Origin of the sequence: Acidovorax sp. ST3 (assembly GCF_003231145.1) — a bacterium.
Classification (GTDB): Bacteria; Pseudomonadota; Gammaproteobacteria; order Burkholderiales; family Burkholderiaceae_C; genus Acidovorax.
The window spans coordinates 272,538-295,860 of the sequence record NZ_QKVP01000002.1; the positions used below are offsets into that span (position 1 = coordinate 272,538).

Sequence of the window (23,323 nt, forward strand, 5' to 3'; positions counted from 1 at the left end):
TCTGAGGGAAGTTGCCATGGTGCAACAGGGATTTTATACACAGTTTATGCACAGTCCACACACAAACAACGCTGAACAACTTGTGGGCGAGCTGTGGATCAACTGTGCATTGCACAAAAATATCCCACATCGTGAACACAGAGCCGGTCGATATGCAGATAAGCGTTGAACGCAAGGCTCTATTCTATCGAAAGTGGTTGATGGCCCTATAAAAAGTTAGCAAAAGCTAACATCTTGACTCATAGCGGCGCCCGTGATCGATCTGTCAAAAATTCAGCGATCACAGCAAAGTCCCCCATTCTGAGTAGGGAATCGCCCCGGGCGGAGCTATTCCCTCAGGCCTCTGCCCCGCTCACTTGCTAGGACGAATCAGCGCGTACTGCGCCCACTCGCCGCGGCGATAGAGCACATTGATAGGCTTGCTCTTGTCGGCCTTGGACAACACAGACTCGAACTCCTTCACGCCCGAGACTTCCGTGTTGGCCACCGACAAAATAATGTCCCCTTCGCGCAGGCCCGCGCGTGCGGCAGCATCCGTAGCGGCAGCCACCACCACACCGCCCTTGAGCTTGAGCTCTTTCTTCTGGGCATCCGTCAGGTCGGTCACAGACAAACCCATCTGCTGCGCAGCGGCTGAGGCCTTGGGCTTCTCTTCGCGCTCAGCCACTTTGGTCGCTGGCTTGTCTGGCTCGATCTCCGCAATGGTGATCGCCAGATCACGCGAGGCACCGCGACGGAACACCGTGACGGAGCTGCGGTTACCCGGCTTGGTGTTACCAACCAAGCGCGGCAGGTCTGCCACTTTCTCAATCGGCTTGCCATCAAACCGCGTGATGATGTCGCCGGCCTCCACGCCGGCCTTGTCGGCAGGCGATCCAGCCTCCACCCCCGTTACCAAGGCTCCTTGCGCCTTGCCCAGACCAATCGATTCGGCGACGTCCTTGGTGACTGGCCCGATCTGCACGCCGATGCGGCCACGCGTCACACGGCCCGACGCGCGCAGTTGGTCACTCACGCGGATGGCTTCATCCATGGGAATAGCGAACGAGATCCCCATGAACCCCCCCGAGCGGGAATAGATCTGGCTGTTGATGCCGACCACCTCCCCCCGCATGTTGATCAGCGGTCCGCCAGAGTTTCCGGGGTTGATGGCCACATCTGTCTGAATGAAGGGGAGGTAGTCGCCCGTGTCCCGCTGCTTGGCGCTGACGATGCCTGCCGTCACCGTGTTCTCCAGCCCAAAGGGTGAGCCAATCGCCATCACCCATTCACCCACGCGGAGCCGGCTCACGTCGCCCACCTTGACCGCAGGCAGTCCGGACGCCTCGATCTTCACCACCGCTACATCGGTGCGTTTGTCGGCGCCCACGATACGCGCCTTGAACTCGCGCTTGTCGGTCAAGGTCACGATGACTTCATCGGCACCATCGACCACGTGCGCGTTGGTCATCACGAACCCGTCGGAGGTCAAGATAAAACCCGACCCCACACCGCGTGGCTGAGCCTCTTCCTCCTGCTGGGGGCGCTGGGGCCGCTGCTGCCGCGGGACGTTGGGGATTGGAACACCAAACCGGCGGAAGAATTCGAGCATCTCTTCGTCCATGCCGTTGGCATTGGAGCGACTGGACACTTTCTCGACAGTGCGGATGTTGACCACCGAAGGCCCCACCTGATCCACCAGATCGGTGAAATCAGGCAAGCCTCGAACCAGTGGCGCAGGCTGTGCCAACGCCGCATGGGGCGCTAACGACATAGTGGCTAAACCACCCATCAGGCATGCCACTGCCACCGAACGCAACATACTTCCATCAAACTTCGGCATCTTCGACCTTTCTTGATTCTTGGCGAATGCTGTTCACGAATTGTGTGTGACTGTGAAGAGTGTGACGCCAAATGGTTCCCGGGACGCGTGGCCCCCCACCATGACCCCACGACGATCTACAGGTCCGCGAGCGATGGGCACACCGCTTCGGTCCCGCTGCACCTGTCAGCGCAGGCGCTCCAGTTGGCCGACAAAGAGGCGCAGCGTCTGAAGTGGCACCTCGCCCACCGCAGTCAGCCACATGTCTGACGGCCCGCGTTGGGCCAGCAACTGGGTAGCTCCCATGCTGGAAACCTGGGGCTGCGCAGGATGGCGCTGGGGGTCAAACGGCTCAACGAAAAGCGAGACCGAAGCCAACCCATCGGAGTAAAGGCACTGCAATACATTGAGGGCGTCTGGCGCGTCGGATACCGCCCTGCGATGGCAACTGACAGGCACAAAACCCGCCACCGACTGGCGCAAGGTCCAACCTTCGGCCTTGGCCGTGGTCTTGACGACGGAAGGTGCGACCACCTTGTACCCCGAGGTCGCATCCATCAGACGCGACAGCTGCTCCACCTTCACCGGCGCGTTGAGGTCCAGTTCGGAAAAAGCCGCCTGCTCCAGCACCCGACCGTCCGCCGCCAGCGTCTGCAGCTTCACCACCAGCCCGGTCTCCCGCTCGCTCCAGAGCCGATAACCAAAGCGCAGAGTGTCCGCGGGCTGAAACGAAACCACATCCGACATGAAGCCCGCCACCCGCTCCTGGCCCAGCAGGCGGGGTGTGTAAAACTGGGCAATCGACGTTCCGCTGACGACAGGTACGCGCGGAAAGAGCCCGGACGTATCACGACGGTCTGACCGAACGACGCGCACCTGGGGCAAAAAGGTGCGAACTTCATCATTGCGACGATAAACCGTGCGCGGCGTACCACTGAGCGACTCCACCCGCTCCAGCTGCTGCTGGCCGTCGCATGCATGCCAGATGCGTGAGCTGGACATGGCGCCGTTGGCTGACAACACCACGAACGTACCGGCATAAGCGCGGCTGCAGGGCGCGCTGTGCATGCGCTCAATCCACTGCGCCATATCGCGCTCAGCCGGTGCACTGACAGCTGATTCGGCGGGAGCCGCCGCCGCAGTAAGCACCCTCAGTCCGCAAAGTGCCGCAGCGATCAGCGAGCCAAACCATCGAACCCGAGAAATTCCAAAGATTTTCACTACTCCAGAGGGGCTCATCACACGATCTCAGCGCCAGAAATTACCATCCACGGTTCAGCGGCCAGGGGTCTCAAACGTCGCGTTGCGCAAAAAGCCCGCCGGCATCTGCAGGGCCGATGTACTGCCGAACTGCTTGTGGGCGGCCAGCAACTCGTCCAAACGGGGGTCCCGGATCATCACTTGCTGACCGTCTGCGTCTGCAACGGCAACCACAGGCGCGCCTTGCGCCGTCGCGCGCTCGGGGGAGGATGCGGCCAGTTGCGCCCCCGGCCCGCCGGCCCCCTGGAGTTGGGAGAACGAGGCCCAGCCGATGGCAGCCACGGCGGCCAGCGACGCAAAGCCCGCCACCATCTTCCAACGGAACACCGAAGCATTGGCCGCCTCCGGCAAGTGAACTGCTACATGGTCGAGTGGGTCCAGTTCAACCGGAGCCTGAGGGCGCTGTGGCGGCGCTTCCTTGGCAAGCTCGTCGCGCAAACGGGATAGAAATGCCGGATTAACAGGCCGGGCCAAGTCAGAGGAGCGCAACACATCGCCCACAAGGTGATACACCCCCCAGGTGTCTCGTCCTTCATCTTCCGCCGCCCAGGCCAACGCAGCGGCGAACTCGTCACCATGGAGCTGACCGTCTGCCAGCGCCGACAACTGCTCGCCTCGCACTTCGCGCAAGTCAAGTTCTGCCGGGGTATGGATACCTGTTTCTGCCTTGTTCATTCGATCACCTCACCACCGTTTGCCCGACTGGTTTTCGAGCAAGGGACGCACTTTGGCCGAAATGGCTTCGCGCGCCCGAAAAATTCGAGACCGCACCGTACCTATGGGACATCCCATTGCGGTTGCAATTTCTTCGTAACTGAGCCCCTCAATCTCTCGCAGCGTGACCGCTTGGCGCAGATCGTCAGGCAAGGCCTCCATGGCTGCGTTCACGACCTGCGCTATTTCTTGGGCCGCAAGGACAGTTTCGGGGGTTTCGTCGCTGGTTAGTTCGTGTCCAAGGCGGGAAGTTTCATCGTCATCCTCGGAACCCCGGAAGGCATTTTCAGAAATGACCGGGTTGCGCTTCATGTCCATCAGCGCCTTTTTGGCAGTGTTGACGGCAATCCGGTACAGCCAGGTGTAGAACTGGGCGTCGCCACGGAACTGGTGTAGCGCCCGATAGGCGCGAATGAAGGTTTCCTGGGCAATGTCCTGGACCAAGTCCGCGTCGCGCACCATACGTCCGATAAGTCGCTCGATGCGACGCTGGTACTTGATGACCAGCAATTCATAGGCGCGCTGGTCGCCCGCTACCGTGCGCTCCACCAGTTGGAGATCGCTGTCTTCGGAGGGGGAAGGCGGAATTACAGTCATGGATACTCAGGATTCACGCCCTGCAACAGCTTGCCGGGCGGTTTCGTCAGCGTTGTCAACGCCCGATCTGGCGCGCGAATATACCGCACGGCGCAAGTCCATCCAGCGTTCAGGCTGGCTGGAGCGCTCCAGCCATAACCACTGGGATGAATGCCCTATAGGCGCGACGCGCACCCACAGGTGCGCCTGCAGATCCAGCAAGACCTCGGGAGCCACGGAAAGCGCCAGTGGCCCGCTACAGGACTTTGCCGTTTGGCCCAGCGTCCAGGCTTGACCATCGAATTGCAGCACTCCGCGCGGTTGGCTCCGCCAAAAATGAGCTGCACCTGCTGCTGCCGACAGCCAGAGTCCGAGGGCCACAGCAGCCGATACAACTGCATCACGCACCCCAGAGCTCACCCAAGCAGCCACGACCCCGGCCCCGGTGAACAAAAGAGCCAATAGCACTGCACCCAGCACCCTGCTGCGCCGCAGCGGATATTGAACGGAAGGAGTACGCCTTGAGGGCAGTGTCACAAGACTACCTGCTCAGGCCCACAGACCAAATGCCTGCCAGCGCCATAAACGACGCCACGCTCCTTTGGGAGGACGGTCGCAAGCGGACGGGCAATGCTTGTTGCAACCGAATCCGTGATGTCTGCGCCCAATCAGACGCGTTTGAACACCAGCGTTCCGTTGGTACCACCAAAACCGAAGTTGTTCTTCACGGCCACGTCGATCTTCATGTCCCGCGCCGTGTTGGCACAGTAGTCCAGATCGCATTCCGGGTCCTGGTTGAACAGGTTGATGGTGGGCGGCACTTTTTGTTCGTGCAGGGCGAGCACGGTGAACACGCTCTCAATACCGCCCGCACCACCAAGCAAGTGGCCCGTCATGGATTTGGTGGAGCTCACCACGGTCTTGTAGGCATGGTCGCCCAAGGCCGCCTTGATCGCGTTGGTTTCGTTGATGTCGCCCAAGGGGGTGGACGTGCCGTGGGCATTGAGATAGTCCACCTGATCCACATTGACCCCGGCATTGCGCAGCGCACTGAGCATGGCGCGCCGAGGCCCGTCCATGTTGGGAGCAGTCATGTGCCCGGCATCTGCGCTCATGCCAAAGCCGCTGAGTTCGGCGTAAATCTTGGCACCTCGGGCCTTGGCGTGCTCGTACTCTTCCAACACCATCACGCCAGCGCCCTCGCCAAGCACAAAACCGTCGCGATCCTTGTCCCATGGGCGGGATGCCGTCTTGGGATCGTCGTTGCGGGTGGACAGTGCGCGCATGGCGGCAAACCCGCCAATGCCCAGCGGGGAAACCGTGGATTCGGTCCCGCCGGCCACAACCACGTCGGCATCGCCGTATTCGATCATGCGTCCCGCCTCGCCAATGCAGTGCAAGCCCGTTGTGCAGGCAGTCACCACGGCAAGGTTGGGGCCCTTGAAGCCAAAACGCATGGACACGTGCCCTGCCACCATGTTGATGATGGACGCAGGGACAAAAAATGGGGTAATACGCCGGGGTCCACGGCTGACCAGTTCGGCGTGGGTGTCTTCGATCAGCGGTAGGCCGCCAATGCCGGAGCCGATCACGCAGGCAATGCGTGTGGCGAACTCCTCACTGAGCGCTTCCCCTGTGGGAAGCCCTGCGTCCTGCACGGCCTGCGCCGCAGCAGCAATGCCGTAGTGGATGAAGGTGTCCATCGCGCGCGCGTCCTTGGCGCTGATGTACGACTCCAGGTCAAGACCTTTGACCTCTCCCGCAATCTTGCAGGCGAAGTTCGACGCGTCGAACTTGGTGATGAGGTCAATGCCGGATTGGCCGGCAAGGAGGTTGGCCCAGGAATCGGCCACCGTGTTACCCACGGGGCTGACGCAACCCAGGCCGGTCACGACAACGCGACGACGGCTCATGCGTATAAAACCTTCTGCTGATCGCTTGAGTCAGGCGCAGGGCGCCGCTCAGGCCTTCTGGTGGGTGTTGGCGTAGTCGATGGCGTTTTGCACCGTGGTGATCTTCTCGGCGTCTTCGTCCGGGATCTCGATGCCGAATTCGTCTTCCAGAGCCATCACCAGTTCCACCGTGTCGAGCGAGTCGGCACCGAGGTCTGCCACGAAGGCCTTTTCATTGGTGACTTGGGACTCTTCCACACCGAGTTGTTCGGCAATGATTTTTTTGACGCGTGCTTCGATATCGCTCATGGTTTCCCTCTGGGGGTTGTGAATGAATCCGCGATTCTAGCCGCTTAAGGAGAAGCCCCTAAACGACCCGCCGTCCGGATGAACCGGCGTTAACTTGTCTTAATTACATGTACATGCCGCCATTGACGTGCAACTCCTGCCCCGTCACGTAGCCAGCCTCCCGCGAAGCCAGATAGGCCACCGCGTGTGCGATGTCCGCAGGCTTGCCCATGTGACCCAGCGGGATCTGAGCATTGAGCGCTTTTTGCTGGTCTTCGGGCAGCACGGAGGTCATGTCAGTCTCGATGAAACCGGGTGCCACGCAGTTCACGGTGATGTTGCGGCTGCCCAGCTCACGGGCCAGTGCACGCGTCATACCCGCCACACCCGCCTTGGCCGCAGCATAGTTGGCCTGCCCCGGATTGCCCGACGCACCCACCACGCTGGTGATGCTGATGATGCGCCCAAAGCGCTGCTTCATCATCGGGCGAATAGCGGCACGGCTTGTGCGGAATACGGCCTTGAGATTGGTGTCCAGCACCGCATCCCAGTCATCGTCCTTCATGCGCATGGCCAGGGTGTCGCGCGTGATACCGGCGTTGTTCACCAGCACATGCAGACCACCCTGCTGCTTGACGATGCCATCCATCAAGGCCTCGACCGCAGCCACATCGTTCACGTTCAGGTTGGCACCCCGGCAGCCAGGGTAAGCCGACAGCGCCTGGCTGATGCGCGCAGCGCCTTCATCCGTGGTGGCCGTGCCCACCACCTGGTAGCCGCGCACCGCCAATTCCAAGGCAATGGCCGCGCCAATGCCGCGCGATGCGCCGGTCACCAGCGCCACTTGCGCCGCTGTCTGGGTCGATTCCGTCATTCCAACAACTCCCGGGTTTCGGCCAGCGTGGCCGAGTCAAACAATGCGGCACCGACCAGTTCGGGGTCGATGCGTTTGGTGAGGCCTGCCAGCACCTTGCCGGGGCCACATTCAATGATGTGCGTCACACCGCGCGCCTTGAGCGCCTGCACGCATTCCACCCAGCGCACGGGGCCGAAGGCCTGGCGATAGAGCGCTTCGCGAATGGCGTCAGCGTCCTGCTGCACCGCCACGTCCACGTTATTGACCACCGGAATCTGGGGGGCAGCCAAGGCAACGTCTGCCAGCGCCACACGCAGCTTTTCAGCGGCCGGCTTCATCAGGCTGGAGTGGAAAGGCGCCGACACCGGCAGGGGCAATGCACGCTTGGCGCCCGCCGCCTTAAGCACTTCGCAGGCCCTGTCCACCGCCGCCTTGGTACCAGCGATCACGGTCTGGATCGGGTCGTTGAAATTGACAGCCTCCACCACTTCGGCCGTGCCCGGGCCGAACGAGGCCAATGCCTCGGCGCAACCGGCGATGACCTTGGAAGCCTCCATGCCCAGGATGGCGGCCATGGCACCGGTGCCGACGGGCACCGCCTCTTGCATGGCCGCTGCGCGCAACCGCACGAGCGGAGCCGCCTGCGCCAGCGTCAGCACACCAGCCGCCACCAGGGCGGAGTATTCACCCAGCGAATGCCCGGCCACAGCCACTGGGGCTGCGCCACCTTCTGCACGCCACACCCGCCATGCCGCCACACCCGCGACCAGCATCACCGGCTGGGTGTTGGTGGTGAGAGCCAACGCTTCCTTGGGGCCTTCCTTGATCAGCAGGCCAACATCTTCGCCCAGGGCATCCGAGGCTTCCTTCAGGGTCTGAGCCACCACCGGGTGGTCACCCCAACCATCCAGCATACCCACCGATTGCGAGCCTTGCCCTGGAAAGACAAATGCAAAAGACTTCATGAAAAATCCAGAAATATGATGAAACTGGCCGGTAGCGCTAGTACCTATTGCGCTAGCAGCTACAACTTCAGGAGTACTGCACCCCAGGTGAAGCCGCCACCCACGCCTTCGAGCAGCAGGGTTTCGCCTTTCTTGACCTGACCGGCACGCACCGCGTGGTCCAGAGCCAGAGGAATGGACGCCGCCGAGGTATTGCCGTGCTGGTCCACCGTGACCACCACCTTGTCCATGGACATCTTCAGTTTGCGGGCAGTGCCCTGCATGATGCGGATGTTGGCCTGGTGCGGGATCAGCCAGTCGATATCGGCCTCAGTCAGCCCGGCCTTGGCCAAGGCCGCGTGGGCCGCTTTCTCCAGCACACCGACTGCCAGCTTGAAGACCGCCTGCCCGTCCATCTTGAGGACCGGGTCGCCAAGCACCTTGCCGCCAGACACATTGCCGGGCACACACAAAATATCCACATGCTTGCCGTCGGCGTGCAAGTCGCTCGACAGGATGCCCGGTGTGTCAGAGGCCTCCAGCACCACAGCGCCCGCGCCATCCCCGAACAACACACAGGTAGTGCGGTCGTTGAAGTCCAGAATGCGGCTGAAAACTTCGGCGCCAATCACCAGGGCGCGGTTGGCCGCACCGGTCTGGATCATGGAGTCCGCAACCGACAGGGCATAAACAAACCCGCTGCAGACCGCCTGCACATCGAAAGCAGGGCAACCATTGGCGCCCAGCTTGTTCTGCAAAATACAGGCGACCGACGGGAACACCATGTCTGGCGTGGACGTGGCCACGATGATCAGATCAATGTCAGTGGGCTGCAGATTGGCGGCCTGCAAGGCGTTGCGCGCAGCCTCCAGACCGAGGTCGCTGGCGGTGACATCCGGCGCGGCAAAGTGGCGCGCCCGAATGCCGGTGCGCTCCACAATCCATTCATCCGAGGTTTCGATGCCGCGCTGGCCCAGTTCTGCGACCAGATCGGCGTTGGTCAACCGGCGTGGGGGCAGATAGCTGCCGGTGCCGGTAATGCGGGAATAACGTCTCATTATTGTGCGGTCGCCGCAACGCCAGGCTGGGGCTGGGCATCTGCAGGCGCCAGCAGGGGCGCCGCGTGCGCAATCCGGGTCCGGACACGGTCGAGCAGGTTGTTGCGGGCTGCATCATACGCCCGGTTCAACGCCTGCTCGAAAGCCATGGCGTCTGCCGATCCGTGGCTCTTGAACACCAGCCCGCGCAGGCCCAGCAGCGCCGCACCGTTGTAACGACGGTAATCCATGCGCTTCATCAACGCTTTTAGGATCGGATAAGCGACGATGGCAGCCATTTTGGTAAAAATGTTGCGCGAAAACTCGGTTTTGAGCGCCCCGATGATCATCGAGGCCACACCTTCGCTGGCCTTGAGGGCCACATTGCCCACGAAACCGTCACAGACCACGATATCCACCGTACCCTTGAAGATATCGTTACCCTCAACATTGCCATAGAAGTTCAAGTCGCCGGAATTGGCCGCAGATCGCAGCAATTCACCAGCTTTTTTGATTACTTCACTGCCCTTGATGACTTCTTCACCAATGTTCAGCAGGCCCACCGTGGGCTCACCACCCTCTTGAAGAACCGACACCAGAGCAGAGCCCATCACGGCAAACTGAAGCAGATGCTCTGCCGAGCAATCCACATTGGCACCCAGGTCCAGCACCGTGGTGGCGCCTCCCGTGGCGTTGGGCATCTGGGTGGCGATAGCGGGCCGGTCGATACCGTCCAGCGTCTTGAGAAGGTACCGGGCAATGGCCATCAGGGCCCCGGTATTACCGGCAGACACCGCCGCCGATGCAGCGCCGTCCTTGACCTGCAGGATGGCAACCCGCATCGAAGAGTCCTTCTTCTTGCGCAAAGCCACCTCCACCGGATCGTCCATGGCCACCACTTCGGTAGCGGGAACGATGGTGGCTCGGTCGTGGGAAAACGATTGCAGGCTGTCCGCCAGGCCAACTAGCAGCAGGCGGGCATCCGGGTGGTGGTCGAGAAACTGGCGGCACGCCGCGAGCGTGACGCGGGGGCCGTGGTCGCCCCCCATGCAGTCAACAGCCAGTGTGATCATGGGCGACTTGTCCGGTCGGCCCAAGGGGCCGAGAAATGAATACGACGGTCAAAACAAAGGCCCGCGCTACAGGGTGTGTAGCAACGGGCCTTTGGATGGAGTGAAGGTCAGGCTTCAGACTTGTTCTTCAGCACCTGACGGCCACGGTAGAAACCGTTGGGGCTGATGTGGTGACGCAGGTGCGTTTCACCGGTAGTGGGTTCCACGGCAATGCCTGGCACATTCAGGGCATTGTGCGAGCGGTGCATACCGCGCTTGGAAGGGGACTTTTTGTTTTGCTGAACGGCCATGATGGCTCCTGATCTGGAATAGGTTGGTAAAAACGCGATCAGCCCAAAAAGACACGATGGGGTTCGCGTGAAGCCCACGATTATAACCCAAATGCTTTTTGGACCCGCCAATCAGTCTTTGGCGTCCTTGCGCAAAGCGGCCAAGGCAGCGAACGGGTTGGGTTTTTCGGCATTGGCTTCTTCAAAATCGTCGTCGGAAGACGCCAGAGGCACCGAGGTCGGGCACTCGTCATGTTTGGGCACCACGGGCAAGGCCATCAGCAATTCGTCTTCGATGAGTTCGTGCAAATCAAACTCGCGACTCAGGGCCAGCAGGTCTTCTTCGCTCTCATCGTCCAGGGCCTCGGCCGTGGCTTCATCGGCCACGAAGCGAAACTCCCGATCCACCTCCAGCGGGACATCCACCGGCGTCAGGCAGCGCTGGCACTCCATAGGGAAGCTGGCGCGTACCTTGATGTGCAACCAGACCTGCCCCATTCCGCCCAGCGCAGTGCGTATTTCACCGGTCGCCTCCCAGTCCACCAACAGGTCCGGGTGCAGGCCTTTGGCCTCTTGCGCCAGGCGTTCGTACTTCAACAGCGAGTCGTGGCCCGCCAGCCGACCGCCCGCCTGTGCAAAGGCTTTCACGTCGAGGCGCTGTGCGGAGAATTCCTTGGTCATGGCGGCAGTGTAAGAGAATCGGCGCATGCATCAATCCCCCTCCTCGCAACGCCCTCTGGTATTGGGCTCGACCTCGCGCTACCGGCGCGAATTGCTGGAACGGCTGAACCTGCCTTTCGAAGTGACCGCACCCCATGTCGATGAGACCCCCCTGCCCGGCGAAGCGCCCCGCGCCCTGGCCTTGCGCCTGGCGCTGGCCAAAGCACAAGCCGTGGCACGGCAGCACCCCGAAGCGGTGGTGATCGGGTCCGACCAGGTGGCCGACCTGGCCGGGGAGCCGTTGGGCAAACCGGGCCAGCACGAGCGCGCCGTGCAGCAGTTGCGTCAGATGCGCGGCCAGACGGTGGTGTTCCAGACCGCGCTGGCCGTGGTGTGCGCCGCCACCGGCTTTGAGCAGGTGGACCTCGCCCCCGTGGAGGTGAAGTTCCGCGACCTGTCTGACGAGGAAATCGAACGCTACCTGCGCGCCGAACAACCCTACGACTGCGCAGGCAGCGCCAAGAGCGAAGGCCTGGGCATAGCACTGCTGGACGCCATCCACAGCGATGACCCCACGGCGCTTATCGGGCTGCCACTGATCCGCACATGCCGCATGCTGCGCGCAGCAGGGCTGGTGCTGCCATGAGCGTCAAATTCGGCACGCTGTATCTTGTGCCTGCCCCCCTGGACTTTGGCTGCGACACCCAGGCCCCGCTGCAGGACGCCCTGCCCTCTGCCACCCTGCAAACAGCTGCCCGCCTGACCCACTGGGTGTGCGAGAACGCCAAAAGCACACGGGCGTACCTCAAGCGGATTGACGCGCTGTACCCCCTGGCCCTGTCTCTGCAGCAACAGCAGATCACCGAGTTGCCGCGCGAAGTACACAAGAAAGGCGACCACGGCGACAAGGGCTCGGCCCCGTTCGATGCCCGCCCGCTGCTGGCTGCAGCACTGAACGGGCACGATATCGGCCTCGTCAGCGAAGCGGGCATGCCCGCCGTGGCCGACCCCGGCTCATCGGTGGTGCGGGCTGCGCACGACCTGGGCCTGCGCGTGGTGCCACTGGTCGGGCCGGTGTCGCTGCTGCTGGCGCTTGCGGCCAGCGGCCTCAACGGGCAAAACTTCGCCTTTGTCGGCTACCTGCCGCAAGACGGGCAAGAGCGCACACAGCGCATCAAGGAGCTGGAGGGCTTGGCGCTGCGCACAGGCCAGACCCAGCTGTTCATCGAGACCCCGTACCGCAACCCTGCCCTGTGGCAGGCCCTGGTGCAGACGCTGCAGCCGCACACCCGGCTGGCGCTGGCCAGCGGCCTGACCCTGCCCGATGCGCGGGTGCAAAGCCAGCTGGTGCGCCAGTGGAAGCAGCAGCCCGCGCCACCGGACAACCGCACGCCCGTAGTGTTTGCGCTGGGACGCTGAAACAGGCAGGAGGCGGCACAGGACACGCGTAGCGCCTAAAATGCTACATATTCAGGAGCATTTCAGGCATATTGCACTAGCGCATTCGCCCGAAAACACCTCAAAACGCTGCACAACGGCCTCGCACAGGCTCCGAGGTACAGCACACAACCTGGGCCTACAAAAAAAGCCCCGACAGAAACCTCTGCCGGGGCTTTGAATACACATCTCCAGTCAATTCAAGGGCTTGTGGATGATCAAGCTCCCCGGCTGACTTCCAGGCGAATGTCAGCGCAGCTGCGGCCCCGATACAGCCAGCGATTTGACCGCGCCCATGCCCACGGCAGCGCCAAAGCGCTTGGCCAGGCGCTCGGCCACGTTGTCACGGCGGGTGTAGTCGACGATGTCTTCGGCCTTGACCACTTCGCGCGCCACATAGTCCAGGTTGCCCAGCTTGTCGGCCAGGCCCATTTCCACGGCCTGCTGGCCTGTCCAGAACAAGCCGCTGAAGGTGTCGGGCGTGGTCTTGAGGCGGTCGCCCCGGCCAGCCTTCACCACGGCAATGAATTGCTGGTGGATCTGGTCGAGCATGGTCTGCGCGTAGGCGCGCTGCTTTTCGGTCTGCGGGCTGAAGGGGTCGAGAAAGCCTTTGTTTTCACCGGCGGTGAGCAGGCGGCGTTCCACGCCCAGCTTTTCCATGGTGCCAGTGAAGCCGAAGCCATCCATCAGCACGCCGATGCTGCCCACGATGCTGGCCTTGTCCACGTAGATGTCGTCGGCAGCGGCAGCGATGTAGTAGGCGGCCGAGGCGCAGGTTTCTTCCACCACGGCGTAGATCGGTTTCTTGTGCTTGGCCTTCAGGCGCACGATCTCGTCGTTGATGATCCCGGCCTGCACGGGGCTGCCGCCCGGCGAGTTGATCAGCAGCACCAAGGCCTGCGAGCCCTCGTCTTCCAGCGCGCTGCGCATGGCGGCCACCACAAACTCGGCACTGGCCTCGGCGCCGCTGGCGATTTCACCCTTGATATCCACCACCGCCGTGTGCGGCGTGCTGGTGCTGGTGCTGGGCGACGCCTGGCGCAGCGCGGCAAACGCAATCGCCGCGAACAGGGCCAGCCAGGCCAGGCGGAAAAAGATCTTCCAGCGGCGGGCGCTGCGTTGCTCATTGAGGGCGGCAAAGGCCAGCTTTTCCAGCGTGGCACGTTCCCAGCCGGGTTCACGCGATGAGTCGCTCACAGGTGCTCCTGAATTTGTAGCTGCTTGCGCCCACAGATCGGGCGCGGAATTGGTTTTGGGGTCAAAGCCCGACGAACCGGGCTGTTGGGGGTCTGTCATGTCATGCGTCCTGGGAACTGCACCGCTGCAGCCCGCGCGCCGCGCCGGATGGGACCAGGCGACAGCACATCAGGGTAATTCATCTGGATTTTCTAGAACTCTACGGGCTGCAGGTTGTAGGCAGTATGCCAGCGCACCACGCCATCCCTCTCCGACAGGGCAATTTTCACCAGTCCACCCCGGCAGGGTCCGCCCGCGCACTGGCCGGTGTGGGGCAAATAAGCCGCGCCGTGGGTCGCGCACAACAGCCAGTGGCCCGTGTCGTCAAAAAAGCGGTCAGGTTGGTAGTCCATCTCCATTGCCACATGGGTGCAGCGGTTGAGGTAGGCGTGCGGCAGGCCCTGGTAGCGGATTGCAAAGGCCCTGCAGGTCTGGCCCGCGTACACGACATCAAACGGCACGGCCCGCCCCCCATCGACGAGGTCGGCGCTGTTGCACAAAGCGAAGGACTGCTCGGGCGACGTGTTCATGGCTTGCTCCACTTCACGGCCCAGCGTCAGGCGTTGTTCAGCAGCCAGTCGTGCAGCTCACGCACCGAATGGACCACCGCCAGCGGCTTGAGCGCATGGAAGGCGTGAGGCTCATGGGCGCCATAGCTCACCCCCACACTCGCACAGCCGGCGTTGACTGCCATCTGCAGGTCGTGCGTGGTGTCGCCGATCATCAAAAGGCGCTCGGGCGCCACGTCAAATTCGGCCATCAGCTCCTGCAGCATCAGCGGGTGGGGCTTGCCAGCGGTCTGGTCGGCGGTGCGAGAGCCATCGAACACGCCCTTGAGTTGAACCGTGTGCAGCGCCTCGTCCAGCCCGCGCCGGCTTTTGCCAGTGGCCACAGCCAGCAGGTGGCCGCGCTCGCGCAGATCGTTCAGCAGAGGCAGCACGCCGTCGAACAGGCTCAGGTCGTCCTGGTGCTGGAGGTAGTGAAAGCGGTAGCGGTTGCCCAGCTCAATGTACTTAGCGGGCGGCACATCGGGCGCGGCATGGGCCAGCGCCTGCATCAGGCCCATGCCAATCACGTAGGCGGCCTCCTTGTCGGTGGGCACGGTGCCGCCCACATCGCGCACCGCCGCCTGAATGCAGCGCACGATGATGGCGGTGGAGTCGAACAGCGTGCCGTCCCAGTCAAAGGCGATGAGGTCGAAACGGCGCGGACGGAGGTTTTTGGCGGACATGGAAGCAGGGGGTTTTTCGCGCAGGATCGTCAGGCGGTGGGCACAAAATCGGCCAGCTCGGGGGGCAGCTCGGCGTTCAGCTGCACACGCTCGCCCGAGGCGGGGTGGTTGAACTGTAACCGCCAAGCGTGCAGAAACATGCGCTTCATCCCCTGCTTCTGCAGGCGTTTGTTGAGGTCGAAATCGCCGTATTTGTCGTCGCCCACAATGGCGTGCCCCTGGCTGGCCAGGTGCACGCGGATCTGGTGGGTGCGGCCGGTCTTGATGGTCACCTCCAGCAGCGACATCGCGGGCAAGCCCTGCTCCGGCCGGGCGGCTGCCGTGCTGCGCACCTTGACCAGGGTGATGGAGCGCATGCCGTCCGGGTCGTCGGCCGAGGTCACGCGCACGCGGCGTTCGCCGTCGGCCTGCAAATATTTGTGCAGCGGCAGGTCGATGACCTTCTTGTTGGCCGGCCAGATGCCCGTGACCAGCGCCAGATAGGTTTTGCCCGTCTCGCGCTCCCGGAACTGGTCCTGCAGGTGAGTGAGTGCTGACCGCTTCTTGGCCACGAGCAGGATGCCCGAGGTTTCGCGGTCCAGCCGGTGCACCAGCTCCAGGAATTTGGAGGCCGGGCGCGCCTGGCGCAGTTGCTCGATCACGCCGAAGCTCACACCGCTGCCGCCGTGCACCGCCACACCGGCCGGTTTGTCGATGGCGATCAGGTGCTCGTCTTCCAGCAGGATGGGAAATTCGCGTGCGGGCGCCGGGCGCTCGGCCTTTTCGGCGACCTTGTCTGAAATCCGGACAGGTGGCAGGCGCACGATGTCACCCGCCTCGACGCGGGTGTCGGCGCTCACGCGGCCTTTGTTGATGCGCACCTCGCCGCTGCGGATGATGCGATAGACGTGCGTTTTTGGCACACCTTTCAGGTGGCGTATCAAAAAGTTATCGAGCCGCTGGCCGGCGGAGTCAGCATCCACTTCCACCAGGCGGGCTGCGGGAAGCCCCGCAGAAGCTGCGGGCGGTTTGGCCCCTATAATGTGTTTCACCTGCGCGTTGTTATGTAAGTGGTTGATTTGTCTGGAGTTTAGTCCACACAGCCCTTGCCCCTCACGCAGGCAGGTCGATGCCAGCGGGCGTCGTGCGCGCAGATTGCAGGCCAGATGCCTGTGGTGGCCCGCATGCCGTGCGGCGGGCTGACAGATTGAAACACTGATACGGAATCCCCCAAGCTGGCAGATGTTCCCTACCCGGGCGCAGCCTGCCAGCGGATCAAAGCGAGCATGTGGTTGTTGATGAGCTGGATGGTGACCTTGTGGCGGTGGCTGATGCCCCCGGCTGCACGCTCCTATTCGGCTCTAGCGCCCAGCCAGCAAGCGCAATCAGCTACTTTTTTGCTAGCAAAACTGCGCTCCTACCACTCGCCCCCATCCACGCGCCCCTGCCTCACGATGCTGCGCTAGAGCGCGGCAGATCATTGGCATTCCCGGCAATTCCCTTCGTTTCGATGCGTCAGTCCAGGCATTCACAGCTCCTGTAGAGCTTGTTGTTAATGGTTTGGAACTGTGGGCGGCAGCCCGCGCAGCTTTCCCCGCTGAGAGGGATGTCTGCACCGCTGCTGTCCGCAACACACTGAAGGAATCGCATCATGAAGCGGATGCTCATCAACGCCACGCAGCCCGAAGAACGGCGCCTGGCCATCGTCGACGGACAAAAGCTCCTCGACTACGAAATCGAGATTGAAGGGCGCGAGCAGCGCAAGGGCAACATCTACAAGGCCGTCGTCACGCGCGTCGAGCCCTCGCTGGAAGCCTGCTTTGTCGATTACGGCGAAGACCGCCACGGCTTCCTGCCGTTCAAGGAAATCTCGCGTCAGTACTTCGCCCCCGGCGTGTCGCCCAGCCAGGCGCGCATCAACGAAGTCATCAAGGAAGGCCAGGAGCTGCTGGTCCAGGTCGAAAAGGAAGAGCGCGGCAACAAGGGCGCAGCCCTGACCACCTTCATCAGCCTGGCCGGCCGCTACGTGGTGCTGATGCCCAACAACCCCCGGGGTGGTGGCGTGTCGCGCCGCATCGAGGGCGAGGACCGTGCCGAACTCAAGGAGGCGATGGACCAGCTGGAGTACCCCAACGGCATGTCGATCATCGCGCGCACCGCTGGCATCGGCCGCACCGCGCCCGAACTGCAGTGGGACCTGAACTACCTGCTCAAGCTCTGGAACGCCATCGACGGCGCCGCCAAGGGCGGCAAGGGCGCCTTCCTGATCTACCAGGAATCGTCGCTCGTCATCCGCGCCATCCGCGACTACTTCAACAACGACATCGGTGACATCCTCATCGATACCGACGACATCTACGAACAGGCGCAGCAGTTCATGGCGCACGTCATGCCCGAGCATGCCGCTCGCGTGAAGCGCTACCGCGACGACGCCGCCTTGTTCAGCCGCTTCCAGATCGAGCACCAGATCGAGTCGGCCTACGCCCGCACCGTGAGCCTGCCCTCGGGCGGCGCCATCGTGATCGACCACACCGAAGCATTGGTGTCCGTGGACGTGAACTCGGCCCGTGCCATCAAGGGCGGCGACATCGAGGAAACCGCCACCCGCACCAACCTGGAAGCCGCCGACGAAGTGGCCCGCCAGATGCGCCTGCGCGACCTGGGCGGCTTGATCGTGATCGACTTCATCGACATGGAAGAGTCGAAGAACCGCCGTGAGGTCGAGAACCGCCTGCGCGATGCGCTGCGCCAGGACCGCGCCCGCGTGCAGTTCGGCACCATCAGCAAGTTCGGCCTCATGGAAATGAGCCGCCAGCGCCTGAAGCCCGCGCTGTCAGAAGGCTCGTCCATCCCCTGCCCCCGCTGCGGCGGCTCGGGCCATATCCGCGACACCGAATCGTCGGCGCTGCAGATCCTGCGCATCATTCAAGAAGAATCGATGAAGGACAACACCGCCGCCGTGCACTGCCAGGTGCCGGTGGAAGTGGCCTCGTTCCTGCTGAACGAAAAGCGCACCGAGATCGCCAAGATCGAACTCAAGCAGCGCGTGGCCGTGCTGATGGTGCCCAACAAGACGTTGGAAACCCCCAACTACCGCCTGGAACGCCTGAAGCACGACGACCCACGCTTGGACCACATCGAAGCCAGCTACAAGCTCGCCGAAGAAGTGGAAGACCCAACGTCTGTCACACGCCGCTCGCAGGAGCCCACCAACAAGCAGACCCCGGTGATCAAGGGCGTGCTGCCTGATGCCCCCGCCCCCGTGGCCGAGCCCCGCCCCGAAGGCGCGGCGCGCCCACCCCGTGGCGGCCAGCGCCCCGCAGCCCATGCAGCCCCTGCACCTGCCCCCGTGGCAGCTCCGGCGCCTGTTGCCCCCGCGCCGCAGGAGCAAGGCTTCTTCGCCTGGCTCAAGAGCCTGTTCGGCTTTGGCAGCGCCCCCGCAGCACCCGCCCCAGTGGCAACGGCTGCGCCAGCCGCCGCACCGGCCGCGGCTGAAACCACTGGCCGTGGCGAACCCCGCCGCGAAGGCCGCAACGGTGAAAGCCGTGGCCGCCGTGGTGGCCGCGACGGCAACCGCGACGGTCAGCGCGAAGGCGCCCCACGTGACGGCAACCGCGAAGGCAGCACCGGCGAAAGCCGTGGCCGCCGTGGTGAACGCTCGGCCGAAGGCCGCGCACCCCGCGACGCAGAGCGCCGCACCGAGGGCGAAGGCCGTGACGGTGGCCGCAACGGACGCGGCGAAGGCCGTGAAGGAGGCCGTGGCCGCCGCGACAGCGAGCCGCGCAACCTGAACGCTGGCACGAACGGTGACAACACCAACGCCGCAACCGCTCAGGTGGAAGGCCCCAACGCTGGCAACACCGGTGGTGCAGAAGGCCAACCCGCCCAGCAACCCCGTGGCGAACGCGGCCCGCGCCGCGAACGCGGTGATCGCGGTGATCGCGGTGGCAACCGTGGCGAGCGTGGTGAACGCGCTCCCCGCGCGGGTGAGGCCCAGGAGGCAGCAGCCCCAGCCGCTGCTGGCGACTTTGCCGACACCGCGCCCCTGGCCTCGTTGCCAGACCTGGACCTGAGTGGCAATGACGCACCCGCCAACGGCAATGGCAATGGCGCCAGCGAAGAGCAACGCCGCGAGCGCCGCTCCCGCGACCGCTACGGCCGTGACCGCCGCGAACGTGGCGAACGTGGCGAGCGTGGCGAGCGTGGCCCACGCGACGCCAATGGCAACGCCGAAGCCGCTGCACCCGCCATGCTGGACTTCGACCCCACCCTGGCCGAGCCCGCCTCGGCACAGGATGAAGCGCCACGCCGCAGCTACTTCAGCAACAATACGCCCGCCGCAGAGCCTGTGGCACCGGTGACAGCCCCTGTGGCCGCAGCGCCAGTCGCAGCGGCTACCGAACCTGTGGCTGTTCCAGCGCCTGTTGCAGCACCCGCTGCCACCCCCATGGCCGCACCGGCTCCGGTCGCGGCACCCGCTCCGGCCGCTGCCGCACCGGCGCCTGCAGCAGCGCCTGCCAAGGGCCTGCCGCGCGTCCAAGCGTTCACGCTGCCCATCGATGAACTGCAACAAGTGGCTGCCGCATCGGGCCTGCAGTGGGTGAACTCGGACGCGGACAAGATTGCGGCCGTGCAGGCCGCCATCGCTGCCGAGCCCAAGCCCATCCGCGTGCCCCGCGAGCGCCCCCCAGCAGTGGTGCTGGACGAAGGCCCGCTGGTGCTGGTAGAAACCCGCCGCGACCTGTCTGCCATGGCGCTGCCATTTGAGCAGCCCCCCGCAGCCTGACACGCTGCAATGGCTGCCGCCCCAGGGCTGTAGCCATCACCCAGAAGGCGGCTCAGGCCGCCTTCTTTTTTTTGGGGCCGCTGAGTGTGCACGGCCCTTGGCGCCAATACCCGCAAGCGGCCGGAGGCAGCCTGTCAGCAGGTACCATTTCGGGTCGCTGGTGCCGCAGTGCAGCCCACTGCCCGCACCGTCCAGGCCACGCCCCACGCCACACAACCGAGCTCCACGGACCCCTCGCCCCATGCTGTTCCTGCTGTCTCCCGCCAAATCGCTCGACTACGACACGCCCGTTCCCGAAGGCCTGCCCCACACCACGCCACAGTTTGTGCCGCAGTCTACGGCCCTCATCGACGTGCTGCGCGAGCAGTCGCCGCAGCAGATTGCGTCGCTGATGGAGTTGAGCGACACGCTCGCGGCCCTGAACGTGGCGCGATACCAGGCCTGGCGCCCCCGCTTCACAGCCCACAACTCGCGCCAGGCGGTGCTGGCCTTCAATGGTGACGTGTACGAGGGGCTGCAGGCCCGCAGCCTGAGCGCTGACGACCTGGACTGGGCCCAGAACCATGTCGCCATTCTCAGTGGCCTGTATGGCGTGCTGCGGCCGCTGGACCGCATGCAGCCTTACCGCCTGGAGATGGGCACACGCCTGGCCACCGACGCGGGCAGCAACCTCTACCAGTTCTGGGGCCGCCAGATTGCCGAGCACCTCAACACCCGGCTGCGCGCCGACACCACGCCGGTGGTGGTCAACCTGGCGTCGCAGGAATACTTCAAGGCCGTGGACCGCAAGGTGCTCAAGGCGCGCGTGATCGAATGCGTGTTCGAGGACTGGAAGGGCGGCAACTACAAGATCATTAGCTTCTTTGCCAAGCGCGCACGCGGCCTGATGGCGCGCTATGCCATCACCCACCGCCTTGCCACACCCCACCAGCTCGAAGGATTTGATCTGGACGGCTATGCCTTTGCCCCGGCCTCCTCCACGCCCGAGCGCCTGGTCTTCCGGCGCAAGGCCCCGCCGGCCTTATAAACACTCCTCCCCTGCTCTTTCTTGTTGAAGGACCGCCATGACATTGCGTTCTGACCAGCACCCGGACGGCACGACCACCAGCACCCAGCGCCCCAGCGCAGCGCGGCAGGCCATCACGCCCGAGCTGCGCCGCTGGATCATTGAGCAGGCGCAGGCGGGCTACGCCGCGCCTGTGGTGCTGCAATCCATGCGCGACGCAGGCTGGGACGAGGACGTGGCCGCCGACGCGCTGGAGATCACGCTGCAGGAGCACCTGAACGACCTGGCCGTGCAGCAGGGCCTGCCCTCGGCCGTGCCGGTGCCCGAGCCCCGGCTGGATGAATCCCCCGCCCAGGTGGACTGCGGAGACCGCACCGTGAATGTGCTGCTGGCCATGGCGCAGCCGCGCATCGTGGTGTTTGGCAACCTGCTGTCGCCGGAGGAGTGTGATGCCCTGATCGCCGCCGCAGAGCCCCGCATGGCACGCTCGCTCACCGTGGCCACAAAGACCGGCGGCGAAGAGATCAACGCCGACCGCACCAGCGACGGCATGTTCTTCCAGCGCGGCCAAAGCCCGTTGATCCAGCGCATCGAAGAGCGCATCGCGCGCCTGCTCCAGTGGCCCATCGAAAACGGCGAAGGCCTGCAGGTGCTGCATTACCGCCCCGGCGCCGAATACAAACCCCACTACGACTACTTCGACCCCGCCGAGCCCGGCACGCCCAGCATCATCAAGCGCGGCGGCCAGCGTGTGGGCACGCTGGTGATGTACCTCAACACGCCCGAAAAGGGCGGCGGCACCACCTTCCCCGACGTGCACCTGGAGGTCGCGCCGCAGCGTGGCAACGCGGTGTTCTTCAGCTACGAGCGCCCGCACCCGTCCACCCGCACCCTGCATGGCGGCGCCCCCGTGATCGCAGGGGACAAATGGATCGCCACCAAATGGCTGCGCGAGCGGGAATTTCAGTAAAAACGCCGGTATGCGCTAGTCGAATATGCGCCAGAAGCTACAAAAACAGTAGCAAAACACGTCCCCCTTGGAACCCATACACCCGAAAGACCAGGCCATGAACACGCCAGAACAGTCCCAGCTTGGCAAGGCCTCGGCCTATATCGACCAGTACGACGCGTCGCTGCTGTTCCCCATCCCGCGCGCGGGCAAGCGGGCCGAGATCGGCATCACCGGCGCGGCACCCTTCTTCGGGGCCGACCTGTGGACGGCGTTCGAGCTGTCGTGGCTGAACCAGCGTGGCAAACCGCAGGTGGCTTTGGCGCACATCACCGTGCCGTGCGAGACGCCCAACATCGTTGAGAGCAAGTCGTTCAAGCTGTACCTCAACAGCTTCAACAACACACGTTTTGCCGATGCGGCCGAGGTGCAGGCCCGCATCCGCGCCGACATCAGCGAGGCCGTGTGGCGCGGCGCCGAGCACCCCGCCACCGTGGGCGTGAAGCTCATCGCACCCGAGCTGTTTGACCAGGAGCCCGTGCACGAGCTGGACGGCCTGAGCCTGGACCGGCTGGACGTGGAATGCACGCGCTACCAACCCGCGCCCGACCTGCTGACGGCCACATTCAACGAAGCGCCCGTGACCGAGACCCTCACCAGCAACCTGCTGAAGAGCAACTGCCTGGTGACCGGCCAGCCCGACTGGGGCAGCGTGCAGATCAGCTACAGCGGCCCGCAGATCAACCAGGAAGGCCTGCTGCAGTACCTAGTGAGCTTTCGCAACCACAACGAATTCCACGAGCAGTGCGTGGAGCGCATCTTCATGGACGTGTGGACGCGCTGCAAACCCATCAAGCTCACGGTGTACGCGCGCTACACGCGCCGGGGCGGGCTGGACATCAACCCCCTGCGCACCAGTCACCCGCAAGCCCTGCCGCGCAACGTGCGAACGGCGCGGCAGTAGGCCTGACCATCCCCGTCAACCGACCGCCTTCATCAGTTGCGCGCGTCAATCCAGTCGCACCGCAGGGTGTGGCGCAGGTGCGCGCGGGTGCGCCAGGCAACGTACAGGCTGGGGACAAAAATGCCGATCAGGCAGACCGGCGCGGCGCAGGGCTCGCCAAAAGCGCAGATGGGAAACCAGCCCACCCAGCCCAGCATCCAGACCGTCAGCACCAGGTCCCACAGGTGGTATTCGAGCGGGTGGTCGGCCTTGTGTGCCACATGCCACTGCTTGATGCGCTGCAGCTCGTCGAGGGTCATGGTGATCTCCCGGAAAACGGGAAAATCACTGTAAGTTACGAGTAAGAATTCGTCAAGGTACGAATG

23 protein-coding genes are annotated in these 23,323 nt (G+C 63.7%); 6 read left to right on the top strand and 17 right to left on the bottom strand.

The window, feature by feature from the left end; translation table 11 throughout:
* Positions 1 to 352 precede the first annotated feature (352 nt).
* The 12 genes from DNK89_RS06205 to DNK89_RS06265 form a co-directional block, all read right to left on the bottom strand.
* Positions 353 to 1,822, bottom strand: coding sequence for a DegQ family serine endoprotease (locus tag DNK89_RS06205; RefSeq protein ID WP_110959377.1), 1,470 nt, complete (start codon positions 1,820 to 1,822; stop codon positions 353 to 355).
* 165 nt (positions 1,823 to 1,987) lie between these two features.
* On the bottom strand, positions 1,988 to 3,040 hold the full coding sequence (locus tag DNK89_RS06210) for a MucB/RseB C-terminal domain-containing protein (RefSeq protein WP_110959378.1): 1,053 nt from the start codon (positions 3,038 to 3,040) through the stop codon (positions 1,988 to 1,990).
* A gap of 36 nt (positions 3,041 to 3,076) precedes the next feature.
* Positions 3,077 to 3,736 (bottom strand): sigma-E factor negative regulatory protein, encoded by a 660-nt coding sequence (locus DNK89_RS06215; protein WP_110959379.1) that lies wholly within the window; start codon positions 3,734 to 3,736, stop codon positions 3,077 to 3,079.
* 9 nt (positions 3,737 to 3,745) lie between these two features.
* On the bottom strand, positions 3,746 to 4,372 hold the full coding sequence (rpoE, locus tag DNK89_RS06220) for an RNA polymerase sigma factor RpoE (protein WP_110959380.1): 627 nt from the start codon (positions 4,370 to 4,372) through the stop codon (positions 3,746 to 3,748).
* Positions 4,373 to 5,019: 647 nt separating this feature from the next.
* Entirely contained in the window at positions 5,020 to 6,264 is a 1,245-nt protein-coding gene (gene fabF / locus DNK89_RS06230) for a beta-ketoacyl-ACP synthase II (protein ID WP_110959382.1), read from the bottom strand.
* Between the two features lie 48 nt (positions 6,265 to 6,312).
* The gene (gene acpP / locus DNK89_RS06235; protein WP_003058049.1) at positions 6,313 to 6,552 is read right to left on the bottom strand and encodes an acyl carrier protein; all 240 of its coding nucleotides are present in this window, start codon (positions 6,550 to 6,552) and stop codon (positions 6,313 to 6,315) included.
* Between the two features lie 103 nt (positions 6,553 to 6,655).
* On the bottom strand, positions 6,656 to 7,405 hold the full coding sequence (gene fabG, locus DNK89_RS06240) for a 3-oxoacyl-ACP reductase FabG (protein ID WP_015013189.1): 750 nt from the start codon (positions 7,403 to 7,405) through the stop codon (positions 6,656 to 6,658).
* A complete protein-coding gene (gene fabD / locus DNK89_RS06245) occupies positions 7,402 to 8,352 on the bottom strand; it encodes an ACP S-malonyltransferase (RefSeq protein WP_110959383.1) in 951 nt (316 codons plus the stop codon). The genes fabG and fabD overlap by 4 nt, the downstream gene beginning before the upstream one ends.
* 59 nt (positions 8,353 to 8,411) lie before the next feature.
* On the bottom strand, positions 8,412 to 9,389 hold the full coding sequence (locus DNK89_RS06250) for a beta-ketoacyl-ACP synthase III (RefSeq protein WP_110959384.1): 978 nt from the start codon (positions 9,387 to 9,389) through the stop codon (positions 8,412 to 8,414).
* A complete protein-coding gene (gene plsX, locus DNK89_RS06255) occupies positions 9,389 to 10,441 on the bottom strand; it encodes a phosphate acyltransferase PlsX (protein WP_110959385.1) in 1,053 nt (350 codons plus the stop codon). Before plsX ends, DNK89_RS06250 begins: the two co-directional genes overlap by 1 nt.
* A gap of 107 nt (positions 10,442 to 10,548) precedes the next feature.
* Positions 10,549 to 10,731, bottom strand: a complete 183-nt coding sequence (gene rpmF, locus DNK89_RS06260) for a 50S ribosomal protein L32 (protein ID WP_005794249.1) — start codon at positions 10,729 to 10,731, stop codon at positions 10,549 to 10,551.
* Between the two features lie 111 nt (positions 10,732 to 10,842).
* Entirely contained in the window at positions 10,843 to 11,391 is a 549-nt protein-coding gene (locus DNK89_RS06265) for a DUF177 domain-containing protein (RefSeq protein WP_043565232.1), read from the bottom strand.
* A gap of 25 nt (positions 11,392 to 11,416) precedes the next feature.
* On the opposite strand from DNK89_RS06265, the gene DNK89_RS06270 reads away from it, so the two are divergent.
* Positions 11,417 to 12,016 (top strand): Maf family nucleotide pyrophosphatase, encoded by a 600-nt coding sequence (locus tag DNK89_RS06270; protein WP_110959386.1) that lies wholly within the window; start codon positions 11,417 to 11,419, stop codon positions 12,014 to 12,016.
* On the top strand, positions 12,013 to 12,789 hold the full coding sequence (locus DNK89_RS06275) for an SAM-dependent methyltransferase (RefSeq protein WP_110959820.1): 777 nt from the start codon (positions 12,013 to 12,015) through the stop codon (positions 12,787 to 12,789). Before DNK89_RS06270 ends, DNK89_RS06275 begins: the two co-directional genes overlap by 4 nt.
* Before the next feature lie 267 nt (positions 12,790 to 13,056).
* On the opposite strand, the gene DNK89_RS06280 is transcribed toward DNK89_RS06275, so the two are convergent.
* The 4 genes from DNK89_RS06280 to DNK89_RS06295 all read right to left on the bottom strand — a co-directional run bounded on the left by DNK89_RS06280 (position 13,057) and on the right by DNK89_RS06295 (position 16,305).
* On the bottom strand, positions 13,057 to 14,103 hold the full coding sequence (locus DNK89_RS06280; protein ID WP_110959387.1) for a S49 family peptidase: 1,047 nt from the start codon (positions 14,101 to 14,103) through the stop codon (positions 13,057 to 13,059).
* Positions 14,104 to 14,195: 92 nt separating this feature from the next.
* The gene (locus DNK89_RS06285; RefSeq protein WP_110959388.1) at positions 14,196 to 14,573 is read right to left on the bottom strand and encodes a Rieske 2Fe-2S domain-containing protein; all 378 of its coding nucleotides are present in this window, start codon (positions 14,571 to 14,573) and stop codon (positions 14,196 to 14,198) included.
* A 26-nt stretch (positions 14,574 to 14,599) separates the two neighbouring features.
* Positions 14,600 to 15,274 carry an HAD family hydrolase gene (locus DNK89_RS06290; RefSeq protein WP_110959389.1) on the bottom strand — a complete coding sequence of 225 codons (675 nt, stop codon included), beginning with the start codon at positions 15,272 to 15,274 and terminating at the stop codon, positions 14,600 to 14,602.
* A 29-nt stretch (positions 15,275 to 15,303) separates the two neighbouring features.
* Positions 15,304 to 16,305, bottom strand: a complete 1,002-nt coding sequence (locus DNK89_RS06295; RefSeq protein WP_110959390.1) for an RluA family pseudouridine synthase — start codon at positions 16,303 to 16,305, stop codon at positions 15,304 to 15,306.
* 599 nt (positions 16,306 to 16,904) lie between these two features.
* Between DNK89_RS06295 and DNK89_RS06300 the strand changes: the two genes are divergently transcribed.
* The 4 genes from DNK89_RS06300 to queF all read left to right on the top strand — a co-directional run bounded on the left by DNK89_RS06300 (position 16,905) and on the right by queF (position 22,958).
* Positions 16,905 to 20,039 carry an Rne/Rng family ribonuclease gene (locus tag DNK89_RS06300; protein WP_110959391.1) on the top strand — a complete coding sequence of 1,045 codons (3,135 nt, stop codon included), beginning with the start codon at positions 16,905 to 16,907 and terminating at the stop codon, positions 20,037 to 20,039.
* A gap of 241 nt (positions 20,040 to 20,280) precedes the next feature.
* The gene (gene yaaA, locus DNK89_RS06305) at positions 20,281 to 21,066 is read left to right on the top strand and encodes a peroxide stress protein YaaA (RefSeq protein WP_110959392.1); all 786 of its coding nucleotides are present in this window, start codon (positions 20,281 to 20,283) and stop codon (positions 21,064 to 21,066) included.
* 37 nt (positions 21,067 to 21,103) lie between these two features.
* Complete coding sequence (locus tag DNK89_RS06310) at positions 21,104 to 22,015, top strand: 2OG-Fe(II) oxygenase (RefSeq protein WP_110959393.1); 912 nt, start codon at positions 21,104 to 21,106, stop codon at positions 22,013 to 22,015.
* A gap of 97 nt (positions 22,016 to 22,112) precedes the next feature.
* Positions 22,113 to 22,958, top strand: coding sequence for an NADPH-dependent 7-cyano-7-deazaguanine reductase QueF (gene queF, locus DNK89_RS06315; protein WP_110959394.1), 846 nt, complete (start codon positions 22,113 to 22,115; stop codon positions 22,956 to 22,958).
* Positions 22,959 to 22,990: 32 nt separating this feature from the next.
* Here the strand turns inward: queF and DNK89_RS06320 are convergent, their stop codons facing one another.
* Positions 22,991 to 23,257 (bottom strand): hypothetical protein, encoded by a 267-nt coding sequence (locus tag DNK89_RS06320; RefSeq protein ID WP_056061307.1) that lies wholly within the window; start codon positions 23,255 to 23,257, stop codon positions 22,991 to 22,993.
* Positions 23,258 to 23,323 lie beyond the last annotated feature (66 nt).

Coding starts and splice junctions, on each gene's coding strand:
- rpmF (WP_005794249.1), bottom strand. CDS start 10,731: ATGGCCGTTCAGCAAAACAAAAAGTCCCCTTCCAAGCGCGGTATGCAC.
- DNK89_RS06210 (WP_110959378.1), bottom strand. CDS start 3,040: ATGAGCCCCTCTGGAGTAGTGAAAATCTTTGGAATTTCTCGGGTTCGA.
- DNK89_RS06270 (WP_110959386.1), top strand. CDS start 11,417: ATGCATCAATCCCCCTCCTCGCAACGCCCTCTGGTATTGGGCTCGACC.
- DNK89_RS06265 (WP_043565232.1), bottom strand. CDS start 11,391: ATGACCAAGGAATTCTCCGCACAGCGCCTCGACGTGAAAGCCTTTGCA.
- DNK89_RS06275 (WP_110959820.1), top strand. CDS start 12,013: ATGAGCGTCAAATTCGGCACGCTGTATCTTGTGCCTGCCCCCCTGGAC.
- fabG (WP_015013189.1), bottom strand. CDS start 7,405: ATGACGGAATCGACCCAGACAGCGGCGCAAGTGGCGCTGGTGACCGGC.
- rpoE (WP_110959380.1), bottom strand. CDS start 4,372: ATGACTGTAATTCCGCCTTCCCCCTCCGAAGACAGCGATCTCCAACTG.
- DNK89_RS06300 (WP_110959391.1), top strand. CDS start 16,905: ATGAAGCGGATGCTCATCAACGCCACGCAGCCCGAAGAACGGCGCCTG.
- acpP (WP_003058049.1), bottom strand. CDS start 6,552: ATGAGCGATATCGAAGCACGCGTCAAAAAAATCATTGCCGAACAACTC.
- fabF (WP_110959382.1), bottom strand. CDS start 6,264: ATGAGCCGTCGTCGCGTTGTCGTGACCGGCCTGGGTTGCGTCAGCCCC.
- plsX (WP_110959385.1), bottom strand. CDS start 10,441: ATGATCACACTGGCTGTTGACTGCATGGGGGGCGACCACGGCCCCCGC.
- yaaA (WP_110959392.1), top strand. CDS start 20,281: ATGCTGTTCCTGCTGTCTCCCGCCAAATCGCTCGACTACGACACGCCC.
- DNK89_RS06280 (WP_110959387.1), bottom strand. CDS start 14,103: ATGACAGACCCCCAACAGCCCGGTTCGTCGGGCTTTGACCCCAAAACC.
- queF (WP_110959394.1), top strand. CDS start 22,113: ATGAACACGCCAGAACAGTCCCAGCTTGGCAAGGCCTCGGCCTATATC.
- DNK89_RS06290 (WP_110959389.1), bottom strand. CDS start 15,274: ATGTCCGCCAAAAACCTCCGTCCGCGCCGTTTCGACCTCATCGCCTTT.
- DNK89_RS06285 (WP_110959388.1), bottom strand. CDS start 14,573: ATGAACACGTCGCCCGAGCAGTCCTTCGCTTTGTGCAACAGCGCCGAC.
- fabD (WP_110959383.1), bottom strand. CDS start 8,352: ATGAAGTCTTTTGCATTTGTCTTTCCAGGGCAAGGCTCGCAATCGGTG.
- DNK89_RS06215 (WP_110959379.1), bottom strand. CDS start 3,736: ATGAACAAGGCAGAAACAGGTATCCATACCCCGGCAGAACTTGACTTG.
- DNK89_RS06320 (WP_056061307.1), bottom strand. CDS start 23,257: ATGACCCTCGACGAGCTGCAGCGCATCAAGCAGTGGCATGTGGCACAC.
- DNK89_RS06310 (WP_110959393.1), top strand. CDS start 21,104: ATGACATTGCGTTCTGACCAGCACCCGGACGGCACGACCACCAGCACC.
- DNK89_RS06205 (WP_110959377.1), bottom strand. CDS start 1,822: ATGCCGAAGTTTGATGGAAGTATGTTGCGTTCGGTGGCAGTGGCATGC.
- DNK89_RS06250 (WP_110959384.1), bottom strand. CDS start 9,389: ATGAGACGTTATTCCCGCATTACCGGCACCGGCAGCTATCTGCCCCCA.